24 protein-coding genes are annotated in these 24,644 nt (G+C 62.2%); 13 read left to right on the top strand and 11 right to left on the bottom strand.

Annotation, left to right across the window (positions count from 1 at the left end; all coding sequences use genetic code 11):
- Positions 1-62: 62 nt before the first annotated feature.
- From arsH to polA, 4 genes are all read right to left on the bottom strand, one after another.
- Positions 63-788 carry an arsenical resistance protein ArsH gene (gene arsH / locus LQK83_RS10950; RefSeq protein ID WP_230837447.1) on the bottom strand — a complete coding sequence of 242 codons (726 nt, stop codon included), beginning with the start codon at positions 786-788 and terminating at the stop codon, positions 63-65.
- Positions 763-1,188 (bottom strand): arsenate reductase (glutaredoxin), encoded by a 426-nt coding sequence (gene arsC / locus LQK83_RS10945; RefSeq protein WP_230837446.1) that lies wholly within the window; start codon positions 1,186-1,188, stop codon positions 763-765. Before arsC ends, arsH begins: the two co-directional genes overlap by 26 nt.
- A gap of 2 nt (positions 1,189-1,190) precedes the next feature.
- Positions 1,191-1,559 (bottom strand): ArsR/SmtB family transcription factor, encoded by a 369-nt coding sequence (locus LQK83_RS10940; RefSeq protein ID WP_230837445.1) that lies wholly within the window; start codon positions 1,557-1,559, stop codon positions 1,191-1,193.
- A gap of 63 nt (positions 1,560-1,622) precedes the next feature.
- The gene (gene polA, locus LQK83_RS10935; protein WP_230837444.1) at positions 1,623-4,622 is read right to left on the bottom strand and encodes a DNA polymerase I; all 3,000 of its coding nucleotides are present in this window, start codon (positions 4,620-4,622) and stop codon (positions 1,623-1,625) included.
- 250 nt (positions 4,623-4,872) lie between these two features.
- Here polA and LQK83_RS10930 point away from each other — a divergent pair, with 250 nt between their 5' ends.
- Both LQK83_RS10930 and LQK83_RS10925 read left to right on the top strand, forming a co-directional pair.
- A complete protein-coding gene (locus LQK83_RS10930; RefSeq protein WP_230837443.1) occupies positions 4,873-6,003 on the top strand; it encodes an alpha/beta hydrolase in 1,131 nt (376 codons plus the stop codon).
- 23 nt (positions 6,004-6,026) lie between these two features.
- Positions 6,027-7,241 (top strand): TIGR03862 family flavoprotein, encoded by a 1,215-nt coding sequence (locus LQK83_RS10925; RefSeq protein WP_230837442.1) that lies wholly within the window; start codon positions 6,027-6,029, stop codon positions 7,239-7,241.
- On the opposite strand, the gene LQK83_RS10920 is transcribed toward LQK83_RS10925, so the two are convergent.
- From LQK83_RS10920 to LQK83_RS10910, 3 genes are all read right to left on the bottom strand, one after another.
- Entirely contained in the window at positions 7,222-8,208 is a 987-nt protein-coding gene (locus LQK83_RS10920; RefSeq protein ID WP_230837441.1) for a glycosyltransferase, read from the bottom strand. The two genes, LQK83_RS10925 and LQK83_RS10920, sit on opposite strands and share 20 nt — an antisense overlap.
- An 86-nt stretch (positions 8,209-8,294) precedes the next feature.
- Positions 8,295-8,900, bottom strand: a complete 606-nt coding sequence (gene leuD, locus LQK83_RS10915; RefSeq protein WP_230837440.1) for a 3-isopropylmalate dehydratase small subunit — start codon at positions 8,898-8,900, stop codon at positions 8,295-8,297.
- A 108-nt stretch (positions 8,901-9,008) separates the two neighbouring features.
- Complete coding sequence (locus LQK83_RS10910) at positions 9,009-9,260, bottom strand: hypothetical protein (RefSeq protein ID WP_230837439.1); 252 nt, start codon at positions 9,258-9,260, stop codon at positions 9,009-9,011.
- Between the two features lie 116 nt (positions 9,261-9,376).
- Between LQK83_RS10910 and LQK83_RS10905 the strand changes: the two genes are divergently transcribed.
- The gene (locus tag LQK83_RS10905) at positions 9,377-10,231 is read left to right on the top strand and encodes an HpcH/HpaI aldolase/citrate lyase family protein (protein WP_230837438.1); all 855 of its coding nucleotides are present in this window, start codon (positions 9,377-9,379) and stop codon (positions 10,229-10,231) included.
- A gap of 78 nt (positions 10,232-10,309) precedes the next feature.
- Positions 10,310-10,516 carry a DUF1737 domain-containing protein gene (locus tag LQK83_RS10900; RefSeq protein WP_230837437.1) on the top strand — a complete coding sequence of 69 codons (207 nt, stop codon included), beginning with the start codon at positions 10,310-10,312 and terminating at the stop codon, positions 10,514-10,516.
- Here the strand turns inward: LQK83_RS10900 and LQK83_RS10895 are convergent.
- Positions 10,503-11,276, bottom strand: coding sequence for a helix-turn-helix transcriptional regulator (locus LQK83_RS10895; protein ID WP_230837436.1), 774 nt, complete (start codon positions 11,274-11,276; stop codon positions 10,503-10,505). The genes LQK83_RS10900 and LQK83_RS10895 overlap by 14 nt on opposite strands.
- A 98-nt stretch (positions 11,277-11,374) precedes the next feature.
- Here LQK83_RS10895 and LQK83_RS10890 point away from each other — a divergent pair, with 98 nt between their 5' ends.
- Positions 11,375-12,160, top strand: coding sequence for a class I SAM-dependent methyltransferase (locus LQK83_RS10890; RefSeq protein ID WP_230837435.1), 786 nt, complete (start codon positions 11,375-11,377; stop codon positions 12,158-12,160).
- Positions 12,161-12,175: 15 nt separating this feature from the next.
- On the opposite strand, the gene LQK83_RS10885 is transcribed toward LQK83_RS10890, so the two are convergent.
- Positions 12,176-13,804: an MFS transporter gene (locus LQK83_RS10885; RefSeq protein ID WP_230837434.1), complete on the bottom strand. Its 1,629-nt coding sequence runs from the start codon at positions 13,802-13,804 to the stop codon at positions 12,176-12,178.
- 265 nt (positions 13,805-14,069) lie between these two features.
- Here LQK83_RS10885 and rimP point away from each other — a divergent pair, with 265 nt between their 5' ends.
- From rimP to truB, 8 genes are all read left to right on the top strand, one after another.
- Positions 14,070-14,675 (top strand): ribosome maturation factor RimP, encoded by a 606-nt coding sequence (gene rimP / locus LQK83_RS10880; protein ID WP_230837433.1) that lies wholly within the window; start codon positions 14,070-14,072, stop codon positions 14,673-14,675.
- A gap of 49 nt (positions 14,676-14,724) precedes the next feature.
- A complete protein-coding gene (gene nusA / locus LQK83_RS10875; RefSeq protein WP_230837432.1) occupies positions 14,725-16,326 on the top strand; it encodes a transcription termination factor NusA in 1,602 nt (533 codons plus the stop codon).
- Positions 16,327-16,358: 32 nt separating this feature from the next.
- Entirely contained in the window at positions 16,359-17,009 is a 651-nt protein-coding gene (locus LQK83_RS10870) for an RNA-binding protein (RefSeq protein WP_230837431.1), read from the top strand.
- A gap of 115 nt (positions 17,010-17,124) precedes the next feature.
- Positions 17,125-19,791, top strand: coding sequence for a translation initiation factor IF-2 (infB, locus tag LQK83_RS10865; protein WP_230837430.1), 2,667 nt, complete (start codon positions 17,125-17,127; stop codon positions 19,789-19,791).
- Positions 19,792-19,844: 53 nt separating this feature from the next.
- Positions 19,845-20,390, top strand: coding sequence for a YcxB family protein (locus tag LQK83_RS10860; RefSeq protein WP_230837429.1), 546 nt, complete (start codon positions 19,845-19,847; stop codon positions 20,388-20,390).
- Between the two features lie 92 nt (positions 20,391-20,482).
- Positions 20,483-21,178, top strand: coding sequence for a hypothetical protein (locus LQK83_RS10855; protein WP_230837428.1), 696 nt, complete (start codon positions 20,483-20,485; stop codon positions 21,176-21,178).
- Between the two features lie 82 nt (positions 21,179-21,260).
- Positions 21,261-21,662, top strand: coding sequence for a 30S ribosome-binding factor RbfA (gene rbfA / locus LQK83_RS10850; protein WP_230837427.1), 402 nt, complete (start codon positions 21,261-21,263; stop codon positions 21,660-21,662).
- Positions 21,663-21,668: 6 nt separating this feature from the next.
- Entirely contained in the window at positions 21,669-22,601 is a 933-nt protein-coding gene (truB, locus tag LQK83_RS10845; protein ID WP_230837426.1) for a tRNA pseudouridine(55) synthase TruB, read from the top strand.
- An 82-nt stretch (positions 22,602-22,683) separates the two neighbouring features.
- Here the strand turns inward: truB and mctP are convergent, their stop codons facing one another.
- Positions 22,684-24,210, bottom strand: a complete 1,527-nt coding sequence (mctP, locus tag LQK83_RS10840; RefSeq protein WP_230837425.1) for a monocarboxylate uptake permease MctP — start codon at positions 24,208-24,210, stop codon at positions 22,684-22,686.
- A complete protein-coding gene (locus LQK83_RS10835; protein ID WP_230837424.1) occupies positions 24,207-24,383 on the bottom strand; it encodes a DUF3311 domain-containing protein in 177 nt (58 codons plus the stop codon). The genes mctP and LQK83_RS10835 overlap by 4 nt, the downstream gene beginning before the upstream one ends.
- Positions 24,384-24,644: the final 261 nt, after the last annotated feature.

Raw genomic sequence — 24,644 nt, 5'->3', positions numbered from 1 at the left:
CCAAGCCTGCTTCGAGCGTCAGGTCCCCGTGCGAGCGTCGATCATACCTTTGAAGGCATACCTCAGATGGATTGCAGATTAACCCGCTTTTCCAGCTTGGCGGCGTCTTCCTTTCGCTCGCTGTACCTGTCGGTCAGATAGCCTGAGCAATCGCGCGTCAGCAGCGTGAATTTCATCAGCTCCTCGCAGACATCGACAACGCGGTCGTAGTAGGATGACGGCTTCATCCGGCCGTGCTCGTCAAATTCCTGAAAGGCTTTCGCCACGCTGCTCTGATTGGGGATGGTGATCATCCGCATCCAGCGACCGAGCAGACGGAGCGTGTTGACGGCGTTGAAGCTCTGCGATCCGCCGGATACCTGCATGACCGCGAGCGTCTTGCCCTGTGTCGGTCGGATCGAGCCGATGGACAACGGAATCCAGTCGATCTGCGCCTTCATGATCCCCGTGATCTGGCCATGCCGCTCCGGGCTGACCCAGACCTGACCTTCCGACCACTCCGACAGTTCGCGCAACTCCTTCACCTTTGGATGGCTTGCAGGAGCGTCGTCGGGCAGGGGCAGGCCGGCAGGATTGAAGAAACGCACCTCTGCGCCGAAGCGGGTCAGCAATCGTCCCGCCTCTTCGGCCAGCAGACGGCTATAGGAGACTTGCCGGAGCGAACCGTAGAGGATGAGAATCCGCGGCGGATGGTCGGAAAACGTCGGGCGCAGAGCTGCAAGGTCGGGGTTCTCGAGGAAGCGCGGGTCGGCGGCGGGAAAGTCAGACAAGGCGCCGTCCCTCCGCATCCAGTACCGCCTCGCCATCCTCCTTCACGAAGGGTCCCTTGAAGGCATCGGCAGGCAGGATGTCCAGAACAATCTCGGACGGTCGTGAGAGTCGCGTGCCCATGGGGGTCACGACGAAGGGCCGGTTGATCAGAATCGGATGAGCCAGCATGGCGTCGAGAAGCGCATCGTCCGACAGGGACGGGTTGTCGAGGCCGAGTTCCTGGTAAGGCGTGCCCTTCTGCCGGATGGCTTCGCGCACGCTCAGGCCGGCATCGTCGATCAGGTTCACCAGCGTATCCCGGTCCGGGGGCGACTTCAGGTACTCGATCACGGTCGGCTCGACACCGCTCAGGCGGATCAGTTCGAGCGTGTTGCGGGAGGTGCCGCAGGCTGGATTGTGATAGATGGTAACGCCCATGTTCAGGCCACCTTTCCGTCGGGTTTGATCTGCGCGGGAACGCAGCAGGGGGCAAGTTGATCGACAAGCGGCGCACAAAGATCGGCATTTCCGCCGCAACAATCCTTGAGCAGATAGAGTGCCAAATCTCTGAAAGCATTGAGATCGGCACGATAGATAATGGAACGGCTGTGGCGTTCGCCCATGATCAGTCCGGCTTGCACAAGCGTTGCCAGATGCGCCGACATGGTGTTTTGCGGAACACCGAGAAGGCGCGCAAGCTCTCCGGCAGGCACACCTTCGGGTTCATGCGAGACCAGCAGCCGAAAGGTCTGAAGCCGCGTCGACTGCGCCAGCGCCGCGAGGGCGGTTATCGTGCTCTTTTCATCCATATATCCAGAATAATGGATATATGAGCGTTGTCAAGTATTCCGCACTTAAGGGGGGCGGAGGCGCTAGTGCGCCTCGTCCCAGTTCTGTGCGGCGCGGGCGTCGACCTTCAGCGGCACCCTCATGTTGATGGCGGGGAAGGCAGCGCCCTCCATGGCCTTGGTGACGACGGCAATCGTCTTGTCGGCTTCGGCTTCCGGGACTTCGAAGATCAGTTCGTCGTGGACCTGAAGCAGCATACGGGCCGAGAGCTTCGCCTCTTCCAGCACGCCGTCCATGCGCACCATGGCGCGGCGGATGATGTCGGCGGCTGAGCCCTGGATTGGCGCGTTAATTGCGGCGCGTTCGTTGAAGGCCTTCAGCGACGGGTTGGACGAGCGGATTTCCGGATACCAGGCGCGGCGGCCGAAGATGGTTTCGACATAGCCGTGCTCCCGCGCAAAGGCCTTGGTGCTTTCCATGTAGTCCTTGATGCCGGGGAAGCGTTCGAAATATTTCTTGATGTAATCGCCGGCCTCGCCGCGCGCGATGCTGAGCTGATTGGCGAGGCCGAAGGCGGAGATGCCGTAGATGATGCCGAAATTGATCGCCTTGGCGCGGCGGCGCACTTCCGATGGCATGCCTTCGACGGGCACGCCGAACATTTCGGATGCGGTCATGGCGTGAATGTCGACGCCATCCTCAAAGGCGCGGCGCAGCTGCGGGATCTCGGCGACATGGGCGAGAACGCGCAGCTCGATCTGACTATAGTCGGCCGAAACCAGAACATTGCCGGGCGAGGCGATGAAGGCGGTGCGGATCTTGCGGCCTTCCGCCGTGCGGACCGGGATGTTCTGCAGGTTCGGCTCGGAGGAGGAGAGGCGGCCTGTTGTCGTGGCGGCCAGCGCATAGGATGTGTGGACGCGCTTCGTGTCCGGATGGATATAGCCGGGCAGTGCGTCGGTATAGGTCGATTTCAGCTTGGTGAGCTGGCGCCAGTCGACGATGCGGCGGGGCAGTTCGTGGCCTTCGGCGGCGAGGTCTTCGAGAACCTGGGCCGAGGTCGACCATTGGCCGGTCTTCGTCTTCGAGCCGCCGGGAAGCCCCATCTTGCCGAAGAGGATATCGCCGAGCTGCTTGGGCGAGCCCGGATTAAAGGGCTCGCCGGCGAGCGACTGGATGGATTCCTCAAGTGCCGCCGCGCCCTGTGCCAGTTCGCCTGAAAGGCGGGAGAGGATCCGGCGGTCGACCGAAATTCCGCGCTCTTCCATGAGTGCGAGAACCGGAACCAGCGGACGTTCCAGCCGCTCGTAGACGCTCATCACGCCTTCGGCCGCGAGGCGGGGTTTCAGCACCATCCAGAGGCGCAGCGTCACGTCGGCGTCTTCGGCTGCGTAGGCGGTCGCCTTGTCGATGGCCACCATGTCGAAGGTCACCGAGGCCTTGCCGGTGCCGGTCACGTCCTTGTAGGCGATCGGCTTGTGGCCGAGCCAGCGTTCCGACAGCGTGTCCATGCCGTGATTGCCCTTGCCGGCATCGAGCACATAGGACATCAGCATCGTGTCGTCGAAACCGTCGATGGTAACGCCGTGGCGCTTCATCACCAGCCAGTCATATTTCATGTTCTGCGCGACCTTCAGCACCGCCGGGTCCTGCATCAGCGGCTTGATGAGGTCGAGGGCGGTACGGATCGGAATCTGGCCTGCTATGAGACCGCCTCCCCCTAAGAGATCGCCAACGCCGTCCTTGTGGCCGAGCGGCACATAGGCGGCGCGGATATCCGCGCCATCCGGCGACTTGGCGTTATCGGCAATCGCCAGCGAGAAGCCGACAAGTTCCGCCAGCATCGGGTCGAGCGAGGTGGTTTCGGTGTCGAAGCCGACGATTCCGGTCTCATAGGCTTCGGCGATCCACTGCTTCAGCGTCTCGACATCGCGGATGGCGACGTAGCCGGTCGTGTCGATGGGCTTGCCGGCGAAGGCGGAAGCGCGGGCGGCAGCGAGATCGGCGGGCTTGAAGCCATCGGCGGGGGCTTCGACGGAAGCAGCCTTTGTCGAGGCGGGTGCGGAGGCTGCCGGCTTCGCGGCGGCGGCGACCGTGCCAGCAGCGCCGGCCTCGCCCGGATCGAGATCGGGACCGTGGGCCGCTTCGCCCCATTGGACGGGAACGTTTGCCGGCTCGATTTCGCCTGCTTCCGTCCCGGTCTTTTCGGCGACGCGGCGGGTGAGCGTGGTGAATTCCATCGCCTTCAGGAAGCCGATCAGGCGCGGACCGTCCTGCGGGTGAAGCTCCATCTTTTCCAGAGGAACGTCCACCGGCGTATCGGTCTTCAGCGTCACGAGCTGGCGCGAGATGAGCGCCAGTTCGCGATTGGCGATGATCGTCTCGCGGCGCTTGACCTGCTTGATCTCGTCCGCGCGGGCGAGCAGCGTATCGAGATCGCCGAACTCTTCGAGCAGCTGCGCCGCCGTCTTCGGACCGATGCCGGGAATGCCGGGCACATTGTCGGTGGAGTCACCGGTCATGGCCTGCATGTCGATCATCTTTTCCGGCGGCACGCCCCATTTCTCGATCACTTCAGGGATCGAAATCTGCTTGTCCTTCATGGCGTCGTACATGTGGACATTGGCGGTGACGAGCTGCATCAGGTCCTTGTCGGAGGAGATGATCGTCACATCCGCGCCGATCGCTTCGGCCTGCCGCGCATAGGTGGCGATCAGGTCGTCGGCCTCGTAGCCTTCCTTCTCGATGCAGGGCAGGTTGAAGGCTTTGGTCGCCTCGCGGATCAGCCCGAATTGCGGGATGAGATCGGCTGGCGGCGGCGGACGGTGGGCCTTGTACTTGTCATAAAGCTCGTTGCGGAAGGTCTTCGACGAATAATCGAAGATCACCGCGAAATGTGTGGGCGTCACGCCGACCGAGGTGTCGCGCGCGTCGTTCAGCAGCTTCCACAGCATGTTGCAGAAGCCCGAGACGGCATTGACCGGCAAGCCGTCGGACTTGCGGTTGAGTGGCGGGATGGCGTGGAAGGCGCGGAAGATGAAGCCGGAGCCGTCGACGAGGAAGAGATGATCACCTTTTTTCATGGGTCCATGGCATAGCGCGGGCGGCGAGAAACGTCCATCGCGGATCGGCGAAAACGACTGTTGAGAACGGCACTGCTGACAGGCTTTTGTCCTGCGGCGCCCGCGCCACGACCATGACAGAATTGCGATCTGTCAGGCCGCCCTGCTTCCCTCGTCCTGCGCGATTTCGTATGACCTTTCTGTTGAACCAGATTCGCGGGCGAAGATGCGATTTTTGAGCGCCAGCATAAGCGATGCATTGTCCGCGCGGATGGCCGCGATCGCATTCGCTCTGTTCTCGGCCCTGCTGCTGGCGGCCTGCGCCAGTCGGCCCGGGCCGGAAACGCTGGACGCGCGCGCGGCGGCCAATATCGCCGGCGCAAAGATTGTGACGCTCTATCTCGCGACATCCCGCCAGCGCATCAGCCCCGGAGCGAACCGCTACAATGATGTCCCCTCCGAGACGCTGAATTTCGCCGAATATCGTGTCTCCATCCCGCCGACGCACAAGCCAGGGCTGATCGAATATCCGACCGATCGCCCCGATCCGCGCACGGCCTTCACCGTTGTGGGCGAAGAGGTGCTTGACCGCGCGACCTTCCTGAAGCGCATCACGGCGCGGACCAAGGGCAAGCATGGCGAACTCAGCATTTTCGTTCATGGTTTCAACACGAATCTTCCCGAAGCAGTCTTCCGTCAGGCGCAGTTGACAGCCGACGCGGACGATCCGGAAGACAACGATGTCTCCGTGCTCTTCGCCTGGCCATCTGCGGGCAGCATTTCAGGCTATCTCGCCGACAAGGCGACCGCGACGGCGTCGCGCGACCAGTTGACCGATCTTCTGACCATGGCCGTTCAGGCGCGGCCGACGGGTGAGATTACCGTGATCGGCCACAGTATGGGCGGCTGGCTGACGAGCGAGGCGTTGCGTCAGCTGAAGCTGACTGGGCAACAGGCGGTTCTCGACCGGTTGAAGGTCGTGCTCGCCGCGCCCGATATCGACGGCATCGTTTTTCTGGCGCAGATGCAGAAGATCGGGCGGATGAAAAAGCCGATGACTATTCTCGTGTCCAAAGACGATATCGCGCTTTCGGTCTCAAGCTTCATCTCGCTGGATCAGATGCGTATCGGCCAGCTCGATATCAGCGATCCGCGTGTGCAGGCGGGGGCCAAGGAGGCGAACATCCAGTTCATCGACATTTCCGGCGTTGAGACCGACGACACGTTCAAGCATAACGGTTTTGCAGCCCTTGCGGCGATCTATCCGGAAATGAAGAAGCAGGGCGACAAGGGCGGCGACGTCCTGCGGCTCAGCCAGGCAGGCGTCTTCGTTTTCGATGCGGTCGGCCGGACGCTGACTGCGCCCTTCGCGCTGGGAAGCCGCCTTGCGGCGGGCCGATGAGGGGTGCCGACGAGAAAACGCCCATGAAGGTCGGCATCGCGATTGTCGGCGGCGGACCTGCGGGTCTTGCCGCGGCGGAAATTCTGGCCACCGAAGGGCATGACGTTCATGTCTTCGACGCTATGCCGTCCTTCGGCCGCAAGATGCTGCTGGCCGGAAAAACCGGATTGAATCTCACGCATGGCGAGGCGTATGAGACATTCGTGTCGCGCTACGGGGCGGCTGCACCGCGTCTTCGTGCGACCTTGGATGTGTTCTCGCCGCAGGATGTGATCGGCTGGGCGGATGGGCTGGGCGCGGATTGTTTCACGGGGTCGTCGGGGCGCGTGTTTCCCAGGGCGATGAAGGCTTCGCCGCTGATGCGGGCCTGGCTCGGGCGGCTTTCGGAGCTTGGGGTTCAATTTCATGCGCGTCATCGCTGGACCGGCTTTTCAAACGGGGCGCTCTGCTTTGAGAGCTCTTCGGGTGACAAAATTGTTTCCTTCGATGCCTGCCTTCTGGCGCTCGGCGGCGCAAGCTGGCCGCGAATGGGTTCGGACGGAGCCTGGGCTGGGATTCTGGAGGCGGAGGGCGTCGAGATATCGCCGCTGAAGCCTGCCAATTGCGGTTTCGATGTTGCCTGGAGCGAGAGCTTCCGGGGCCGTTTCGCGGGCGCGCCGCTGAAATCGGTCGCCGGGACATCTCCGGCGGGGACTGTTCAGGGTGAATTCGTCATCAGCCGCCACGGAATTGAAGGCAGTCTTGTCTATGCGCATTCGGCCGCGCTTCGCGATGCGCTGGAGCATGATGGGCGGACTGAGTTTCTGCTCGATCTGGCGCCCGGGCGGAGCGTGACGCGCATAGCCGGCGATCTTTCTCGGTTGCCGGCCAAGGTCAGTTTCTCCAACCGCCTGCGCAAGGCCGCAGGCATCGAGGGGGTCAAGGCCGCCCTGTTGCGGGAGCTGGTGCCGGATATTTCTGCTGGTTCGCCGGAAAAGATAGCCGGCTTTATAAAGGCGCTTCCAATTCCCCTTGTGCGGTCGCGGCCGATTGCCGAAGCGATTTCATCGGCGGGCGGCATCCGCTGGGCCGCCATTGACGAGGCCTATATGCTGAAGGCGCTGCCAGGCGTTTTCGTCGCTGGCGAGATGATCGATTGGGAAGCGCCGACGGGCGGCTATCTGCTCACGGCCTGTTTCGCCACCGGCCGTGCGGCGGGCAGAGGCATTGCCGCGCGGATCAGGGCAGCCAGGGCATAAGGTCGTGCGAGCGGGTCGATGGCGCGTTGATCGGGCCGGGATGCAGCATCTCGCCGTCGAGAATGCGCTGGTAATAATCCAGATATTTCAGAGCCATTTGGCGAGCGGATAAATTTTCGCGCCAATAGGCGTGTATGGCGCGCCGGTCATAGCGTGTTTCATCACGGGCCGCCTCCGCCAGCTCCGAGGCGCTGGCCGAGAGATGCCCGGTCTCGGGCGTCACCAGTTCGTTCAGCGAGCCGTAGGGCGTGGCGAAGACCGGGACGCCGAAATACATGGCTTCGGCCACGGCAACCCCAAAGGGTTCGTGCCACAGAACCGGGAAGATCAGTCCGCGCGAAGGCTTGAGATGCCGGGATTTCGCCTTGTCGTCGACCATGCCGTGAAAGCGTGCATTCGGGTCTAGCGTGATGCGAAAGCCCATTTTGAGATTGACCCGGTGGCCGCCGAGAATGTCGATCGGCGCGCCGGCCTTGCGGGCGACGGCGAGGGCGCCGCTCAGGTTCTTCACCTTCCAGGCCGCCTTGGCGAGAAAGGTGAAATGACCGCCGCGCGCTTCGAGGTCGGGTGCGGGATAATCGCGCTCATCCATGCCGTTGTGCACAAAGGCGGTGCCGTGATGCCGGTGCGCGTGATCCTGCGAAACGAAGATGGTGTTGGGGTGGAGTTGACGCGGATCGTGCGCGTTGCCGTGCATCGTGGTGCAGAACGGCACTCCGCTTTCGTCCGGAAAGGCGCCCGCGTGGACATGGAAAAGATCGATGCCCAGCTGTTTCGCGGTGGCGGCTGAAATCGGTCCTGACAGAGGCTCGCATGCCGCGAACTCGACACGAGAGCCTGGACGCGCGAAATAGGTCACCTTGTGGCCGAGTTCGATCAGCGCCCTGCCAAGCCAGATCACGACCCGCTCGGTCCCGCCATAAAGACGGGGCGGCAGAGTTGCATCGATGACGATCCCGATATGCATGATCCGGTCCGGCGTTTGCGTATAAAAAAAGGCCCGGCCGAGGCTTCACACCTCGCCGGGCTCATGAAGCACGATCAAGCCACGCGTCAGGCCCAGGGGCGCTCGTTGGCCGTCTTCTTTTCGTAAGCGTCGATGGCGGAAGCCTTTTCCAGCGTCAGGCCGATATCGTCGAGGCCGTTCAGCAGGCAGTGGCGCTTGAACTCGTCGATGGAGAAGGAGATCTTGCCGCCATCCGGGCCGGTGATTTCCTGGGCTTCGAGGTCGACGGTCAACACGGCGTTGGAGCCGCGCGATGCGTCATCCAGCAGCTTTTCCAGCTCTTCCGGCGTTACGGTGATCGGCAGGATGCCGTTCTTGAAACAGTTGTTGTAGAAGATGTCGGCGAAGCTGGTGGAGATCACGCAGCGGATGCCGAAGTCGAGAAGCGCCCACGGCGCATGTTCGCGCGAGGAGCCGCAGCCGAAATTGTCGCCGGCGACGAGGATCGAGGCATTGCGGTAAGCGGGCTTGTTGAGGACGAAATCGGGGTTTTCCGAACCGTCTTCCTTGAAGCGGGCTTCGGCGAACAGGCCGGCACCGAGACCGGTGCGCTTGATCGTCTTCAGATAGTCCTTGGGGATGATCATGTCCGTGTCGATATTGACGACCGGATAGGGCGCTGCAACGCCGGTGAGCTTGACAAACTTGTCCATGGTCTCGCCTTCAATCGTGTCAGAAACGTAAAACTGACCTGCCTTTAAAACAAACGGCGTCCGAAATGAAGGGGAATCTTGCGGGCCGTTTCCGGCCCGCTGCGTTCCTTACATGTCGATGATCGTGCCGCGGCCGTCGTTCCAGATGCGGACCGGCTGGCGCGCATTGGCATTGCGGCGGTCTGCATAGACGTAGGCCGGCTGGGCTTTCGCCTGCATCTTCATCGTCAGCGCGCGGCCGGCGAGAAGCACGGTCGCAATGCCGGCGAAGGCGACGACGAGGGACGCGGTGAACAGCGTCGCAAGCAGCGCGACGGCAAGCCCGATGACGGTGAAAACAACGGTCCTGAGCATGATCATTTGGAATTTTCCTTTCAGCTTGAACCACATTTGGGAGGGCAAATGCGTCCACACAAGGGCAGGTCTTCAAGATATTGCTCTTGCGAGGCCAAGCGATCCGCGCCAAATATTGCACCATGACTGACGCTCGCTTTCGCCGCTCCATGCTCTGCCTGCCCGCCTCCAATGCCAAGGCTCTGGCAAAGCTTGCGATTCTGGAGTGCGATGCAACAATCTACGATCTCGAGGATGCCGTTGCGCCTGATATGAAAGCGGCCGCTCGAGAAGCTCTGATCGGCCATTTTGCCGCAGGGGCCAAGGCGGGCGTCGAGCATATCATTCGCATCAACGCGCTGACCTCGCCCTGGGGCGAGGCCGATCTTGAGGCCGTTGCGCAATGCCGGCCGGATGCGGTGCTGGTCCCCAAGGTGGAGAGCGCTGCCGACCTTTCCGAAGTTGCGGCCCGGCTGGACAAGGCCGGGGTCAATGGAACGCGGCTGATGGCGATGATCGAGACGCCGAAGGGTGTGTTGAACGCTGCCGCGATTGCAGAGGCCCATGCGCCACGCCTTGCAGCGCTGATTGTCGGCCTCAACGATCTGCGCAAGGAAACGAAGGTCCCGCGCGGGCCGGATCGCCGCGTTCTGGTGCCGTGGCTGATGCAGGTCGTGCTGGCTGCGCGTGCCTACGGCGTTTCGCCGATCGATGCCGTTTCCAATGATTTCCGCGATCTTTCCGCTTTCGACGCGGAGTGTGCGGAGGGGCGTGCCATGGGCTTTGACGGCAAGATGCTGATCCATCCGGCGCAGATCGAACCGGCCAACCGCCGCTTCGGCCCGTCGGAGGAGGAGATTGCGGCGGCGCGGAAGATCGTTGCGGCCTTTGATGCGCCTGAGGCTCAAGGACAGGGCGCGATCAATATCGACGGCGAGATGGTCGAAAGGCTGCATCTCGAAGAGGCGCGGAAACTTCTCGCGCGCGTGTCATCCTAGACTGTTTGTTTTACGCAATTCCGGACGCAAAACCGCGACGCACTTTTGCTGGCATTGCTCTGAAGAAAAGGAAACCCCATGAAGCTCTATCGTTTTCTCACCGGCCCCGATGACGCCACGTTCTGCCACAAGGTCACGGCGGCGCTGAACAAGGGTTGGTCTCTCGAAGGCTCGCCGACCTATGCCTTCGATGCCGCGACCGGCACGATGAAGTGTGGTCAGGCCGTCGTGAAGAAGGTCCGGGGCAAGAAATACGATCCCGCCATGAAGCTCAGCGAGCAGTGAGGCAGACGAGTTTGACGTCAGGCCGCGCGGCGATGAGCAGCGTGGTCTGGTGATAGGACAGCGCGCCGCGTGCCGGGTGGTTGAAGTCCCGCTCGCCGCCTTCGCGGCCCAGCACAGTCTGTGCTTTCCAGAGCCGGGCGAATTCCAGGCTCTTTGCAGTGAGATCTGCTACGAGTTGACGCATCGCGTCATCGTCGGGATGGCGGTTGAAATCGGCGCGGAATTCCGCGGCCAGTCGGCTGGCGCGGTCCTGCCAGCTGCCGATGAGCGTTCGTGCCTCGGGCGACAGGAAAACGAAGGCGAGCAGGTTGCGCTCGGTTGTTTCCGGATCGAGCCACCCCGAAAAGAGGTCGGCCGCCGCTTCGTTCCAGGCGCGCGCCGTCCAGAGATGATCGAGCAGATAGGCGGGGCCTGAGAAGCCGGAAGGCAGCGCGAGCAGTTCCGTTGGCAGATCGGTCTCGTCCGGAACCGTCTCATCCGGATCGCGCTTGCCGGCCAGATCGAAAAGCGAGGCGCGTTCGGCGGGCGTCAGACGCAGCGCATTTGAAAGCCTGACAAGGGCCGGTACGGAAGCCTTCACCTCGCGGCCCTGCTCGAGCCAGGTGAGCCAAGTTGCGCTGATTCCGGCGGCGTCGGCCAGTTCTTCGCGGCGCAGGCCGGGCGTACGCCGGCGGTTCGCGGCGTTCGGTGGCGGGGGCTGCCGCTCGCGGTGGGCGCGGATGAAATCGCCGAGGCGCTTGTTGGCGGATGCGTCGTTCATGGTGGGTTTTATACCAGGATAAATGCTCATCTTGTACCAGTACAAATTGCTGTCAGATTGCCTCCTGTCAATGGATATAAGCACCGAGGAAGAGACCCATGTCCGCCAGCACCGATAACGCCCAGAAATCCCATGCCAGTTTCGTCACCGAGCAATTCGGCCAGCAGGCGCGCGCCTATCTCGAAAGCGCCGTGCATAGCGCCGGCGAGGATCTCGACATCATGGAGCGCGCCGTCGGCAAGCGGCCCCAAGGCATCGCGCTCGACATGGGCTGCGGCGGTGGTCATGTGACCTTCCGGCTCGCGCCGCATGTCGCGAAGATCGTGGCTTACGACCTCTCGACCGACATGCTGCAGACGGTGGCGGGCGAGGCTGAAAAGCGGGGGCTTGCCAGTGTCGTGACAAAAAACGGTGCGGCGGAACAGCTCCCCTGTCCCGACAATTCCTTCGATGTCGTGGCGACGCGCTTCAGCGCGCATCACTGGCGCGACGTGCCGGCTGGGCTTGCGCAGATGTATCGTGCCGCCAAGTCGGGCGCGCTCGCGCTGTTTGCCGATGCTGTCGCGCATGAAGACCCGCTGATCGACACATGGCTGCAATCCATCGAACTGCTGCGCGATCCCTCGCATGTGCGGGATTTCAAGGTCAGCGAATGGGAGGCGATGGTGACAGCGGCCGGCTTCAAGGTCCGCGAGGTCAAGCGCCTGCGCATCCGGCTCGAGTTTTCGTCCTGGATCAAGCGTATCCGCACGCCGGAGGTCAATGCTGCGGCGATCCGCGCGCTTCAGGCACAGGCGCCTGCGGAAGTCGCGAAGCACTTTGCCTTCGAGGCGGATGGCAGCTTCATGCTCGATACGGCCGTGGTGATTGCCGGGAAGGCTTGAGTCGTCCCCTGCCGCTCAGTGCGGGACGATATGCGACTTGTGGAAGACATCGTCGGACGGCGGGATGACCTGCCGTTCGATCATGCGGTGGACCTTGGGTGGACCTTCGCCGCGATGCAGGGCGCGTATCTGGTCGAAGTTCATCGCATCCGCCTTGGTGCGGCGGTGGTTGTGGCGAACGTATTCCACCCAGGTCGGAGTGTGATAGGTCTCGGTCCAGATATGCGGGTTTTCGAGATCGCGCATCAGCGCCCAGGCCTGCGCGCCATCGCGGATGCGGATGCGTCGCCGCTCGACCATCAGCTTGAGGAATTCGGCAACGTCCTGATCGGCGATTTCATAATCGATATTGATCGCGATGGGGCCGCTGCGGGGCAGGATTTCGAGGTTGAGATCCGGTTCGCGGAAGCGGTCTAGAGGGTCGAGGTCCAGATCCTCGAAGACCGGCATGGGCATGAAGAAGCCGATCAGGACCCCGACGGCGGTGACAATTGCGGCGATGGAAAGCGCTGTTCCGGCATCGGAACTTTCGGCGACCGAACCCCACAGCCAGCTGCCAGCCGCCATGCCGCCGAAGGACGCGGTCTGGTAGAAGGAGACGGCGCGGCCGACGACCCAGCGCGGCGTCGAAAGCTGCACGATGGTGTTGAAGAGCGAGAGCGCAACGACCCAGCATCCGCCGGCCAACACGGCCGCAAGGCCCGACACGATGCCGTTGCCGGTCGCGCCCATGGCGGCTTCCGAAAGCGCGAAGCCGGCGAAGGAGAGGCGGACAATGTTCTCGCTCGTCAGCTTCTCGCGGAGCCAGCCATTGGCAAAGGCCCCGCCGATCGCCCCGATGCCAAAAGCGCCGAGGAGCAGGCCGTAGGTCAACGGGCCGCCCTGGATCAGGTCTTTTGCCACGATGGGCATGAGGGCGAGGATGGCGATGGACGAGAGGCCGAAGACGAAGCTGCGGAAGAAGACCTTCAGCAGTTTGGGTGACATGGCGACATAGCGAAGGCCAGCGGCCACCGCGGGGCCGATATCCTCGCGTGGCAGAGTCCGTACCTTCTCTGAATTCTTCCAGCGGAAAAGCGCATAGATCAGCGCTAGATAGCTCACGGCATTGGCCGCAAAAGCGGCAGCTCCGCCGCCAAAGGCCACGATGGCACCACCGAGTGCGGGGCCGACGCTGCGCGTCATGTTGAAGCCCACTGAATTGAGCGAGACCGCTCCGGCCACATCCTGCCTCGGCACCATGTCGCCAACCGAGGCCTGCCAGGCCGGATTGTTGAGCGCCGTACCGCAGCCGATCAGGAAGGTAAAGGCCAGCAGCGTCCATGGCGTGATCCAGCCGAGATAGGCGAAGGCAGCCAATAGGACCGACACGATGAACATGAAGGTCTGCGCCCAGAGGATCACTTGCCGCCGCTGGAAATTGTCGGCAAGCGCACCGGAGAGGATCGAGAAGAGCATAATCGGTAGCGTGGTCGAGGCCTGCACCAGCGCGACCATGTTTTCGGACGCCGAGATCGAGGTCATCATCCAGGCCGCGCCGACGCCCTGAATCAGGCCGCCGAGGTTGGAGATATTGTTGGCGATCCACAAATCGCGAAACGTCGTGTTGGAAAGCGGCGCGAAGAGTGGTTTTCTGTCGGGCATGGGTATGGATTGCTTTGCTGCTGCGGTGGGGACTCGTCTGCTTGCGTCGTTGACTATAGGCAAGAAGACGTGGCTGACCTATGGCAGAATGTGTCCGGCGGCGCGAAAAGTGTGACCCTCGCAATTCGCTTGCCTTTTAGCCGAAATCGGCCTATATGAGCCTCAAATTCTTGATCGGTAGATGAAGAGTGGGTCCGCGAGGTCCCGCTCTTTTTTGTTACCTGCCGGCGGGAGAAAGAATTCTTTAACCCTTGGGAAAACGGCCTTGTCCGATACCGAATTCGCGCCGGAAGCGCGTCTGATCACCGAAACCGGTCTTGACCTGCGCATCGCGCAGATGATCGAGCCGCTGCTTCAGTCCATGGGCTACAATCTGGTGCGCGTTCGCCTCTCAGGGCAGAACGGCCTGACGCTGCAGATCATGGCCGAACGCTTCGACGGCACGATGACCGTCGAGGACTGCGAACAGGTCTCGATGGCCGTTTCGCCGGTTCTCGATGTGGAAGATCCGATCGACAAGGCGTATCATCTCGAAGTGTCCTCGCCCGGAATCGACCGGCCGCTGGTGCGCAAGTCCGATTTCGAAAAGTGGATCGGCCATCTCCTGAAGTGCGAGACCTCGGTGATTGTCGACAACCGCAAGCGCTTCCGCGGCAAGCTGGTTTCGGCAAGCGAGACGGGCTTTACCGTCGAGCGCGACCAGCCGGGTTACGGCGAGGAGCTGACGGTCGAGATCCCCTATACGGCGCTGTCCGAAGCGCGGCTGATCCTGACCGACGACCTGATCCGCGATGCGCTGAAGGCCGACAAGGATGCAAAGGCAGCCGCCCGCGAGGCCGCCAACGAGAATGAAGAACCCCAAGACGATTGACCGCCGGGCTTGAACATAATGCCCCGGTCCTCAAATGGAGACGAATGAAATGGCAGTGAGTGCGAACCGGCTTGAGCTTCTGCAGATTGCGGATGCTGTTGCGCGCGAAAAGGTCATCGACCGCGAGATCGTTCTGGCCGCCATGGCCGATGCGATCCAGAAGGCGGCCCGCTCCCGCTACGGCACGGAATCGAACATCCAGGCCGACATCAACCCGAAGACCGGCGAAATCCGCCTGCAGCGTCTTCTTGAAGTCGTCGAGAAGGTCGAGGATTACTCGACGCAGATCGCTCTGGAACTTGCCCGCGATCGTAACGTCGATGCCAAGCTCGGCGACTATATTGCCGATCCGCTGCCGCCGATGGATTTCGGCCGCATCGCCGCCCAGTCGGCCAAGCAGGTCATCGTGCAGAAGGTGCGGGAAGCCGAGCGTGACCGCCAGTTCGACGAATTCAAGGATCGCATCGGCGAGATCGTCAACGGCACGGTCAAGCGCGTCGAATATGGCAACGTCATCGTCGATCTCGGCCGTGGTGAAGGCATCATCCGTCGCGACGAGATGATCCCGCGCGAAACCATGCGCTATGGCGACCGCGTCCGCGCCTATGTTTACGACGTGCGCCGCGAACAGCGCGGTCCGCAGATCTTTCTGTCGCGCACGCATCCGCAGTTCATGGTCAAGCTCTTCACCATGGAAGTGCCGGAAATCTACGACGGCATCATCCAGATCAAGTCGGTGGCCCGTGACCCGGGCTCGCGCGCCAAGATCGCCGTGATCTCCAACGATAGCTCGATCGATCCGGTCGGCGCCTGCGTCGGTATGCGCGGTTCGCGCGTTCAGGCCGTTGTCGGCGAGCTTCAGGGCGAAAAGATCGACATCATTCCGTGGTCGCCGGATCCGGCCTCCTTCATCGTCAACGCGCTGCAGCCGGCGGAAGTCGCCAAGGTCGTGCTTGACGAAGATGCAGAGCGCATCGAAGTCGTGGTTCCGGACGAGCACCTGTCGCTCGCCATCGGCCGCCGCGGCCAGAACGTGCGTCTGGCTTCGCAGCTGACCGGCTGGGATATCGACATCATGACGGAGCAGGAAGAGTCCGAGCGCCGCCAGAAGGAATTCAACGAACGCTCCAAGCTGTTCATGGATGCCCTCGACGTCGACGAAATGGTCGGTCAGGTTCTCGCCTCCGAAGGCTTCGCCCAGATCGAGGAAGTGGCCTATGTCGATCTCGACGAAATCGCCTCCATCGACGGCTTCGACGAAGAAACGGCTCAGGAAATCCAGAACCGCGCCCGCGACTATCTGGATCGCCTCGATGCCGAACTCGACGAAGAGCGCAAGAAGCTCGGCGTTTCCGACGAACTGCTCTCCATCGATGGCATGACCCGCAAGATGCTGGTCGCACTCGGCAAGGACGGCATCAAGTCGATGGAAGACTTCGCCGGCTGCGCTGCAGACGACCTCATCGGTTGGTCGGAACGCAAGAACGGCGAGACGAAGAAGTTCCCGGGCATCTTCTCCGACGTCGAAATCTCGCGCACCGAAGCCGAAGCCATGATCGTTCAGGCTCGCCTGGCGGCTGGCTGGATCACGGAAGACGATCTCGCTGCCGAGGCCGAAGTTGAGGCCGGCGACGAGGAGCAGGACGCCTGATTTAAAGGCGTCTTGGAGATCAGGGGCCGTTCATGACGGAAGATGAGGACATTTCTGACGTGAACGGCCGCCAATGCATCGTGACGCGAGAAAGTGGATCGGTCGATGACCTGATCCGCTTCGTGGCGGGCCCCGACGGAACCGTCGTGCCGGATATCAAGCGCAAGCTTCCCGGGCGCGGTTGCTGGGTGAAGGCCGAGCGGATTGTGCTTGAAAAGGCGATGGCGAAGAACCTCTTCGCCCGCGCGCTCAAGAACAAGGTGACCGTGCCGGACGATCTGGCCGACCAGGTGGACCGGTTGCTTGCGGCAGATCTTGCCGGCATGATCAACATGGCGCGCAAGGCGGGCGAGTTCGTTTCCGGCTTCGCCAAGGTCGATAGCGCGGTGCGATCCGGCAAGGCCATTGCCGTGCTGCATGCCCAGGACGCTGCCGATGACGGCGTCCGCAAGGTGGGGCAGGCCCGCAAGGCCTTTCACATGCTTGCCGAGACGGATGAGGAAATTCCTGCCTACCGGCCGTTTTCTGCCGAAGAAATGGTCAAACTGATGGGCGAGAATGGCTTTATTCACGCATGCGTGCTTGCAGGAAAGGCCGGAGAGGGTGTAGTGAAGCGCGCAAGACTGCTTGAGCGCTTTCGAAGCCTCGGCAATGCACAAGGGAGAAGGGTTCAGGTGCCCTGATGAACAAGTGTTGAAATTCCCGGCTGAAGCCGGTGTGCGCATCTCATTTTTGAACGTTGAACGACCGGATCGGTGATGACGATTCCGTACCCGGTCCCTGAGGAACTGGAACGGAATGACCGATAACAATGACGACAAGACCGGCATGGCTGGCAAGAAGACGCTGACCCTGAAGCCCTCCGGCTTCGCGCAGGGGACCGTCCGCCAGGACATGGGTCGGGGTCGCACCAAAGCCGTCGTGGTTGAAACGCGCAAGCGTCGCATCAACCGCCCGGAAGACGAAAAAGTAATCACACCCGTACAGCAGACGCAGCCGGCCCCCGCGCCGCGCCAGCCGGAATCGCAGACGCGCACCCAGCAGCCGGTGGCCCCGCCGCCGCAGGCTCGCCCGCGTCCCGTAACCGTGCTCAACGATCTCTCCGCCGGCGAGATGGAAGCGCGCCGCCGCGCGCTCGCCGAAGCGCAGATCCGCGATGCGGAAGAAGCCAAGCAGCGCGCCGAACAGGAAGCCCGTCGCAAGGTTGAAGAGGCTGAACGTCTGGAGCGCGAGCGCCTCGAGGCCGAAGCCCGTGCCCGCGAAGAAGCGCTCAAGCCCAAGGTTGAGGAGCCTGTCGTCGAGGCTGAAGAAGCCCCGGCACCCGTTGCTGCCGCTCCGCGCGCTGCACAGCCGGCCGGTGGTGTCCAGGTGCGCCGTCCGGCGCAGCCCGATGCGACCGCTCCGCGTCCCGACGCCCGCGCACCCGTGCCGGCAGCCGGTGCACCACGTGGCCGTCGCGGTGCTGACGACGAAGAAGAAGACCGTGGTGGTGCCCGCCCCGGTGCGCCGCGCGGCAAGGTGGCCGGTCCGGCTCCCGCCAAGGTTCCCGCCCGTCCGAAGGCCGACGATGGCCGCCGCCAGGGCAAGCTGTCGCTGAACACGGCGCTCGACGAAGATGGTTCGCAGCGTGGCCGCTCGATGGCCGCCATGCGCCGCCGTCAGGAGAAGTTCCGCCGCAGCCAGATGCAGGAAACGCGCGAAAAGGTCATGCGCGAAGTCATCCTGCCGGAAACCATCACCATTCAGGAACTGTCGCAGCGCATGTCCGAACGCGCCGTCGACGTCATCAAGTACCTGATGAAGGAAGGCCAGATGATGAAGCCGGGCGACGTCATCGACGCCGACCTCGCAGAACTCATCGCCTCGGAATTCGGCCATACCGTCAAGCGCGTCTCGGAATCGGACGTTGAAACCGGCATCTTCAATGTCGAGGACAATGAAGCCGCCATGCAGCCGCGGCCGCCGGTCGTCACCATCATGGGCCATGTCGACCACGGCAAGACTTCGCTCCTCGACGCCATCCGCAATGCCAACGTGGTCAGCGGCGAAGCCGGTGGCATCACGCAGCATATCGGTGCCTATCAGGTCGAGCATAACGGCCAGAAGATCACCTTCATCGACACCCCCGGCCACGCCGCCTTCACGGCGATGCGTGCACGCGGTGCGCAGGCCACCGATATCGCGATCCTCGTGGTTGCCGCTGACGACAGCGTCATGCCGCAGACGATCGAATCGATCAACCACGCCAAGGCGGCCGGCGTTCCGATCATCGTGGCGATCAACAAGATCGACAAGCACGAGGCAAAGCCCGAAAAGGTTCGCCAGCAGCTGCTGCAGCACGAAGTCTTCGTCGAATCGCTCGGCGGTGAAGTGCTCGACGTCGAAGTCTCGGCCAAGAACAAGCTCAACCTCGACAAGCTGCTCGAGGCGATCCTGCTCCAGGCCGAAATCCTCGACCTCAAGGCCGATCCGGAGCGTACCGCAGAAGGCAGCGTCATCGAAGCGCAGCTCGACCGTGGCCGTGGTTCGGTTGCGACCGTTCTCGTCCAGAAGGGCACGCTCAAGCCCGGCCAGATTATCGTTGCCGGCGATCAGTGGGGCCGTGTCCGCGCGCTCGTCAACGATCGCGGGGAACATGTGAAGGAAGCGGGTCCCGCCATGCCGGTGGAAATCCTCGGCCTTCAGGGCACGCCGCAGGCCGGTGACCGTTTCGCGGTCGTCGAGAACGAAAGCCGTGCCCGCGAAATCTCCGAATATCGCCAGCGTCTTGCTCGCGACAAGGCGGTGGCACGTCATGCCGGTTCGCGCGGTTCTCTCGAACAGATGATGAGCCAGCTTCAGACCTCCGGTCTCAAGGAGTTCCCGCTGGTCATCAAGGGCGACGTGCAGGGTTCGATCGAAGCCATTGCCGGCGCGCTCGAAAAGCTTGGAACGGACGAAGTGCGTGCGCGCATCGTCCATTCGGGTGCCGGTGCGATCACGGAATCGGATATCTCGCTGGCTGAAGCTTCGAACGCCGCCATCATCGGCTTCAACGTTCGCGCCAACCCGCAGGCCCGCGATGCGGCCGAACGGGCCGGCATCGAGATCCGCTACTACAACATCATCTACGATCTGACGGATGACGTGAAGGCGGCCATGTCCGGTCTTCTGTCGCCGGAACGTCGCGAGACCTTCCTCGGCAATGCCGAAATCCTCGAAGTCTTCAACATCACGAAGGTCGGCAAGGTTGCCGGTTGCCGTGTCATCGAGGGCAAGGTCGAGCGTGGGGCAGGCGTACGCCTGCTGCGCGACAACGTCGTCATCCACGAAGGCAAGCTCAAGACGCTCAAGCGCTTCAAGGACGAAGTGGCAGAAGTGCCGATGGGCCAGGAATGCGGTATGGCCTTCGAGAATTACGAAGACATCCGTGCCGGCGACGTCATCGAATGCTTCCGCGTCGAGCACATCACCCGCACGCTCTGATCGGCGGGTGACACCTGCCGCGTCAGCCTGGAACCGTAACGGGAGGTGTGACGATGTCAGATACAACATTCGAACCGGCGGCTTTGCCGCCGGTCGTTTTATATACACTGACCCAAGCCGACTATGATGAGATGGCGAAAGCCGCCAGCGATCGTTTGAGCCGCTGGCTATACCGCTATGCATTCTGGCCGCTTTTCCTTGCGAATCTGGGTTTGGGGGCGCTGTTTCTCCAGCCGGTTCTGTCGGGCGAACGCAGCCTCGAATGGATCGATATCGCCAATCTGCTGTTTGCTTTCCTGATGCTCGCAGGGCGATACGTCTTCATACCGTGGATGCGGCGATGGACGCTTGGGAGGCTGAAGCTTGCGGGTCGCGACTACCGGATCGTCTTCGGTGAGGACGATATAGAATTGACAGCGGGCGGCCTGTCTTCGCGGGTGGTGCGGTCCGAAATCGGCAGTTTCACGGAGACGGAGCGGCATTTCTTCTTCTGGATCAACCGCCTTCAGGCCGTGATCGTGCCGAAACGGGCCATTGACGAGGCCGGAGAAGCCGCATTTCGGACCTATGCCGCAACATCGAACTGGGAGAAGCGCTAGGCTTCCCGTTTTCCCCATCTGCGTTGCCGCAAGTCTCTGCCCAGTTCCGTGTGTGATCATTATAACGGCCCCTGAAAGACCGGAAGGAAGACATGAACCCGTTTGGCGCACGCGTCACACAATTGAGCTTCAAACGCATGCCGCAAGAGCATGCGGACCTGATGCTGCGCGCGGGCAAGCTCTTCCTGCAATCGCGTTCGCGGCGCAAGCCCGTTCCCTATCTCATTGGCGCTGTCATTTTCGGCATGGTCTGCGGTGTCGGCATCGAGGCCTTCCGGCAATTCGTGCTGGCGCCTTATTTCGGCATCAACGCGCTGCCGACCATCCAGGTCGTGGCGTTTGAAATGCTGCCGGTCATGCTGGCGATCGGTGCCGGTGCCGTCATCCAGCGGGAGATCGTGCGGCGCGGGCGGCGCAAGCGACTGATTGCCTCGCTGGCTGAAAATGTCATGATCGATGTCGATATCTATGAGCGCGGCATGGAGACGAGCATTGGCGGCGTTTTCAGCTATTGCAGCTGGCCGGCCTTTCTCGATGTTCAGCTGGAGAAGAATGCGATCACCTTCTTCCGGGATGATGCGCTGTTTTCCATTCCTGCCCGCGCGTTCAAGGATCGCAAGGAATTCGAGCTTCGTGGCCAGGAGATCGTCGATCTATGGAGACGGGCAAAAGCGGCTGCACGGCCGGAGGTGGCCCGTACCGAGCCCGCACGCAAAGCGCCCGCGCGCGGTGAGCCGGTGCGCAAGGACCCTCCGCCCCTTGACCTCGGGGACGAAACGAGGCATTGAGGCGCCTCTTTGAAATTCCCCGGGTTCGAACCCCGAATTTGCCGCGTTGAGCGGCCTCACGACCATACAGACAGAAAGACAGATGAAAAAACCGACTTCATCGGCTCCCTCGCAGCGCATGCTGCGTGTCGGCGAGCAGGTTCGCGCCGCCATTACACAGGTGCTCCAGCGCGGCGATGTCCGCGATCCGCTGATCGAGAAAACCGTGATCTCGATCTCGGAAGTGCGCATGTCGCCCGATCTCAAGATCGCCACGGCCTTCGTGACGCCGCTTGGCGCGACCGACCACGACGAGACCGTCGCGGCGCTCAACCGCAACGCCAAGTTCATTCGCGGCCGGCTGGGCAATGCGCTCCGGCAGATGAAATACATGCCGGAACTGCGCTTCCGCGACGATACGAGCTTCGACAATTACCAGAAGATCGACGAGCTTCTGCGCTCGCCGGAAGTTGCCCGCGATCTCGACGAAGAAACAGAAGAATAAGCAGACATGTCCAAACCGCGTAAACCGAAAGGCCGCCCGGTCTCGGGCTGGCTCGTGCTCGACAAGCCGTTCGATTTCGGCTCCACGGAAGCCGTTTCCAAGGTGAAATGGCTCTTCAAGGCGCAGAAGGCGGGCCATGCCGGCACGCTCGATCCGCTTGCCTCGGGCATGCTGCCGATCGCGCTCGGCGATGCCACCAAGACCGTTCCTTACGTCATGGATGGCCGCAAGATTTATGAGTTCACCGTCGCCTGGGGCGAGGAGCGCAATACGGACGATCTGGAGGGCGAGCCGACGCAGACCTCCGACAAGCGTCCATCGGAAGAAGACATCCGCGCGCTGCTGCCGAAATATACCGGCGTGATCGAGCAGGTGCCGCCGCAGTTCTCGGCCATCAAGATTGCCGGTGAGCGGGCCTATGACATGGCGCGCGAAGGCGAGGCCGTTGAAATCCCTGCCCGCGAGGTTGAGATCCATCGCCTGACGCTGCTGAAGGCCGAAAAGGATCAGGCGCATTTCGAAGTGGAGTGCGGCAAGGGCACCTATGTCCGCTCGCTCGCCCGCGACATGGGCCGCGATCTCGGCTGCTATGGCCATATTGCCGGTCTTCGCCGCACGCTGGTTGCCCCGTTCGGCGAAGAGCGTCTGGTGCCGCTGGAAAAGCTCGTGGCACTGGAAGAGATCGAGGATGCCGACGAGCGTCTGGCCGCGCTCGATGCCTTCCTCATCGCCCCGGTCGAGGCTTTGACCAACCTGCCGCATGTGCGCGTGAGCGATGATCAGGTCCGGCGTCTGCGCTCGGGAAATCCGGTGATCCTGCGGGGCCGCGATGCGCCGCTGCCGACGCCGGAAGCCTATGCGACGTCGATCTCTGGCGAGCTTGTTGCCATCGGTGCCGTCGAAGAGGGCGAGTTCCGGCCGAAGCGCGTCTTCGGCTGATCGCAAACGTCTTTCAAACGGACAAAAAAGAGGCTGCCGCAATCGCTTGCGGCAGCCTTTGTCGTTTAATAGGCCTGTTTGTTCAGGCCTTGGCGTCGCGGAAGTCCGCTTCCGTCAGCTCGTCCGACTTATTGGCGGGCAGGATGAAGGAGAGCAGGGTGGCAACGATCACGTTGGCGATCACGGCGGTCAGGCCGTTATAGAGCGGAATGCCGAAGAACGCCTTGGAAACCGGGACCCAGGATGTCGGACCGATCGAAAGGTAGGTTCCGAGCGCCAGACCGACGATCAGGCCGGCCAGAAGCGCTCCACCCTTGTACCAGCGGGTGTAGAGCCCGAAGATGATCGCCGGAAAGATCTGGATCATCCACACGCCGCCCAGCAGCTGCAGGTCGAGGGCGAACTGCGTCGGCAGGAAGAGGATGACGATCAGCGCGCCGATCTTGACCACCAGCGACATCAGCTTGGCGAGCGTCGATTCTTCCGACGGAGACATGTTCTGATTGACGAAGGGCCGCCACAGGTTACGCGTGAACGTGTTGGCCGCACCGATGGACATCACGGCTGCAGGGACCAGCGCGCCGATGGCAATCGCCGCGAAGGTGAAGCCGACAAACCAGCTCGGGAACATGGCCAGGAACAGCTGCGGGACGGCGTCCTGCGGGTTCTGCACCTTGATCCCTGCCGCATGGGCCATGTAGCCGAGCATGGCGATCAGCGCCAGAACCAGCGAATAGGCGGGCAGCGAGATCGCATTGTGACGGATCGCCTTCGGGCCGGAGGCGGAAAGCACGCCGGTCAGCGAATGCGGATACATGAACAGCGCCATGGCCGAACCGATGGCCAGCGTGATGAACGGCCAGATCTGTGCCGGTGCCAGCAGCACGCCTCGGGCAACGTTCGGATTGGTCGCGAGCTGTGCTGCGAAATCCTTCTGTGCCGAGTCAAAGATCGCGCCATAGCCGCCAAGCTTCGCCGGGATGATGATGACGGCCGCAATCACGAAGATATAGATCATGATGTCCTTGACGAAGGCGATCATGGCCGGTGCGCGCAGGCCGCTGCGATAGGTGTAAACGGCCAGGATGAGGAAGGCGATCGTCAGCGGCAGGTGGCCCGTCATGCCCTCATGCGGGAAGCCGAGCGCCTGGATAACCTTTTCCATGCCGACGAGCTGCAGCGCGATATAGGGCATGGTGGCGATGATGCCGGTCAGCGCAACCATGCCTTCCAGCCACTTGTTGCCATAGGCGCCGTAGACGAAGTCGGCGCCGGTCAGATAGCCGCGCTTGTGCGTGGCGTTCCAGAGGCGGGGCATCGTCAGGAAGATGAAGGGGTAGATCAGGATCGTGTAGGGCACGGCGAAGAAGCCGTAGGCGCCGATGGCGTATACCACGGCCGGAACCGCGATCACGGTATAGGCTGTGTAGAGGTCGCCGCCCAGCAGGAACCAGGTGATCCACGAGCCGAAGCGGCGGCCGCCGAGGCCCCATTCATGCAGCTCGTTGAGGTCGCCCGCCTTCCAGCGTGCGGCGATGAAGCCCATGACGGTGACGAGGACGAAGAAGAAGATGAAGACGGCCGTTGCCGTGACATTGATCCCGCTCACAGGTCATCTCCACCGGTTTTGGCTGCGAGCCAGATGAACAGAGACGATACCGGGATGAGCAGCATCAGATACCAATAGAAGAACGGAATGCCGAAGAGCATTGGGTCGGTCATGTTGTAGAAGGGCGTCACGACCGAGGCGATGCACGGTATGAGCAGAAGAATATAACGCAAGGTCTCTCCTCCATATTGAACCAGACACGCTTAGAGCCCTGCGGGGCTGCAAGCAGGCGGCGAAAATCAGGGTCTGGCGGCGGTGCTTGAAACACGGGTCCTTTGCATGTCCCGGCCCTCCCCAAGGCGCATTTCAGAAGCGTCTCAAAAGCTTAACAAAACGCAAAGCAAGCAGTAAGGGAGCCTTAATCATTTTTCAAGCGGGTTGTGGGGGCTTTGGCCGCGGCCTTAAAGGGTGGAGCGAGTTTCGGTCTGCGGCCC

This window comes from Rhizobium sp. C1, assembly GCF_021026335.1.
Lineage (GTDB): Bacteria > Pseudomonadota > Alphaproteobacteria > Rhizobiales > Rhizobiaceae > Ensifer_A.
The sequence above is the reverse complement of the archived record's forward strand: the minus strand, read 5'-3'. Positions and strand labels throughout refer to the sequence as shown.

Coding starts and splice junctions, on each gene's coding strand:
- arsH (WP_230837447.1), bottom strand. CDS start 788: ATGCGGAGGGACGGCGCCTTGTCTGACTTTCCCGCCGCCGACCCGCGC.
- arsC (WP_230837446.1), bottom strand. CDS start 1,188: ATGGGCGTTACCATCTATCACAATCCAGCCTGCGGCACCTCCCGCAAC.
- LQK83_RS10940 (WP_230837445.1), bottom strand. CDS start 1,559: ATGGATGAAAAGAGCACGATAACCGCCCTCGCGGCGCTGGCGCAGTCG.
- polA (WP_230837444.1), bottom strand. CDS start 4,622: ATGAAAAAAGGTGATCATCTCTTCCTCGTCGACGGCTCCGGCTTCATC.
- LQK83_RS10930 (WP_230837443.1), top strand. CDS start 4,873: ATGGCCGCGATCGCATTCGCTCTGTTCTCGGCCCTGCTGCTGGCGGCC.
- LQK83_RS10925 (WP_230837442.1), top strand. CDS start 6,027: ATGAAGGTCGGCATCGCGATTGTCGGCGGCGGACCTGCGGGTCTTGCC.
- LQK83_RS10920 (WP_230837441.1), bottom strand. CDS start 8,208: ATGCATATCGGGATCGTCATCGATGCAACTCTGCCGCCCCGTCTTTAT.
- leuD (WP_230837440.1), bottom strand. CDS start 8,900: ATGGACAAGTTTGTCAAGCTCACCGGCGTTGCAGCGCCCTATCCGGTC.
- LQK83_RS10910 (WP_230837439.1), bottom strand. CDS start 9,260: ATGATCATGCTCAGGACCGTTGTTTTCACCGTCATCGGGCTTGCCGTC.
- LQK83_RS10905 (WP_230837438.1), top strand. CDS start 9,377: ATGACTGACGCTCGCTTTCGCCGCTCCATGCTCTGCCTGCCCGCCTCC.
- LQK83_RS10900 (WP_230837437.1), top strand. CDS start 10,310: ATGAAGCTCTATCGTTTTCTCACCGGCCCCGATGACGCCACGTTCTGC.
- LQK83_RS10895 (WP_230837436.1), bottom strand. CDS start 11,276: ATGAACGACGCATCCGCCAACAAGCGCCTCGGCGATTTCATCCGCGCC.
- LQK83_RS10890 (WP_230837435.1), top strand. CDS start 11,375: ATGTCCGCCAGCACCGATAACGCCCAGAAATCCCATGCCAGTTTCGTC.
- LQK83_RS10885 (WP_230837434.1), bottom strand. CDS start 13,804: ATGCCCGACAGAAAACCACTCTTCGCGCCGCTTTCCAACACGACGTTT.
- nusA (WP_230837432.1), top strand. CDS start 14,725: ATGGCAGTGAGTGCGAACCGGCTTGAGCTTCTGCAGATTGCGGATGCT.
- LQK83_RS10870 (WP_230837431.1), top strand. CDS start 16,359: ATGACGGAAGATGAGGACATTTCTGACGTGAACGGCCGCCAATGCATC.
- infB (WP_230837430.1), top strand. CDS start 17,125: ATGACCGATAACAATGACGACAAGACCGGCATGGCTGGCAAGAAGACG.
- LQK83_RS10860 (WP_230837429.1), top strand. CDS start 19,845: ATGTCAGATACAACATTCGAACCGGCGGCTTTGCCGCCGGTCGTTTTA.
- LQK83_RS10855 (WP_230837428.1), top strand. CDS start 20,483: ATGAACCCGTTTGGCGCACGCGTCACACAATTGAGCTTCAAACGCATG.
- rbfA (WP_230837427.1), top strand. CDS start 21,261: ATGAAAAAACCGACTTCATCGGCTCCCTCGCAGCGCATGCTGCGTGTC.
- truB (WP_230837426.1), top strand. CDS start 21,669: ATGTCCAAACCGCGTAAACCGAAAGGCCGCCCGGTCTCGGGCTGGCTC.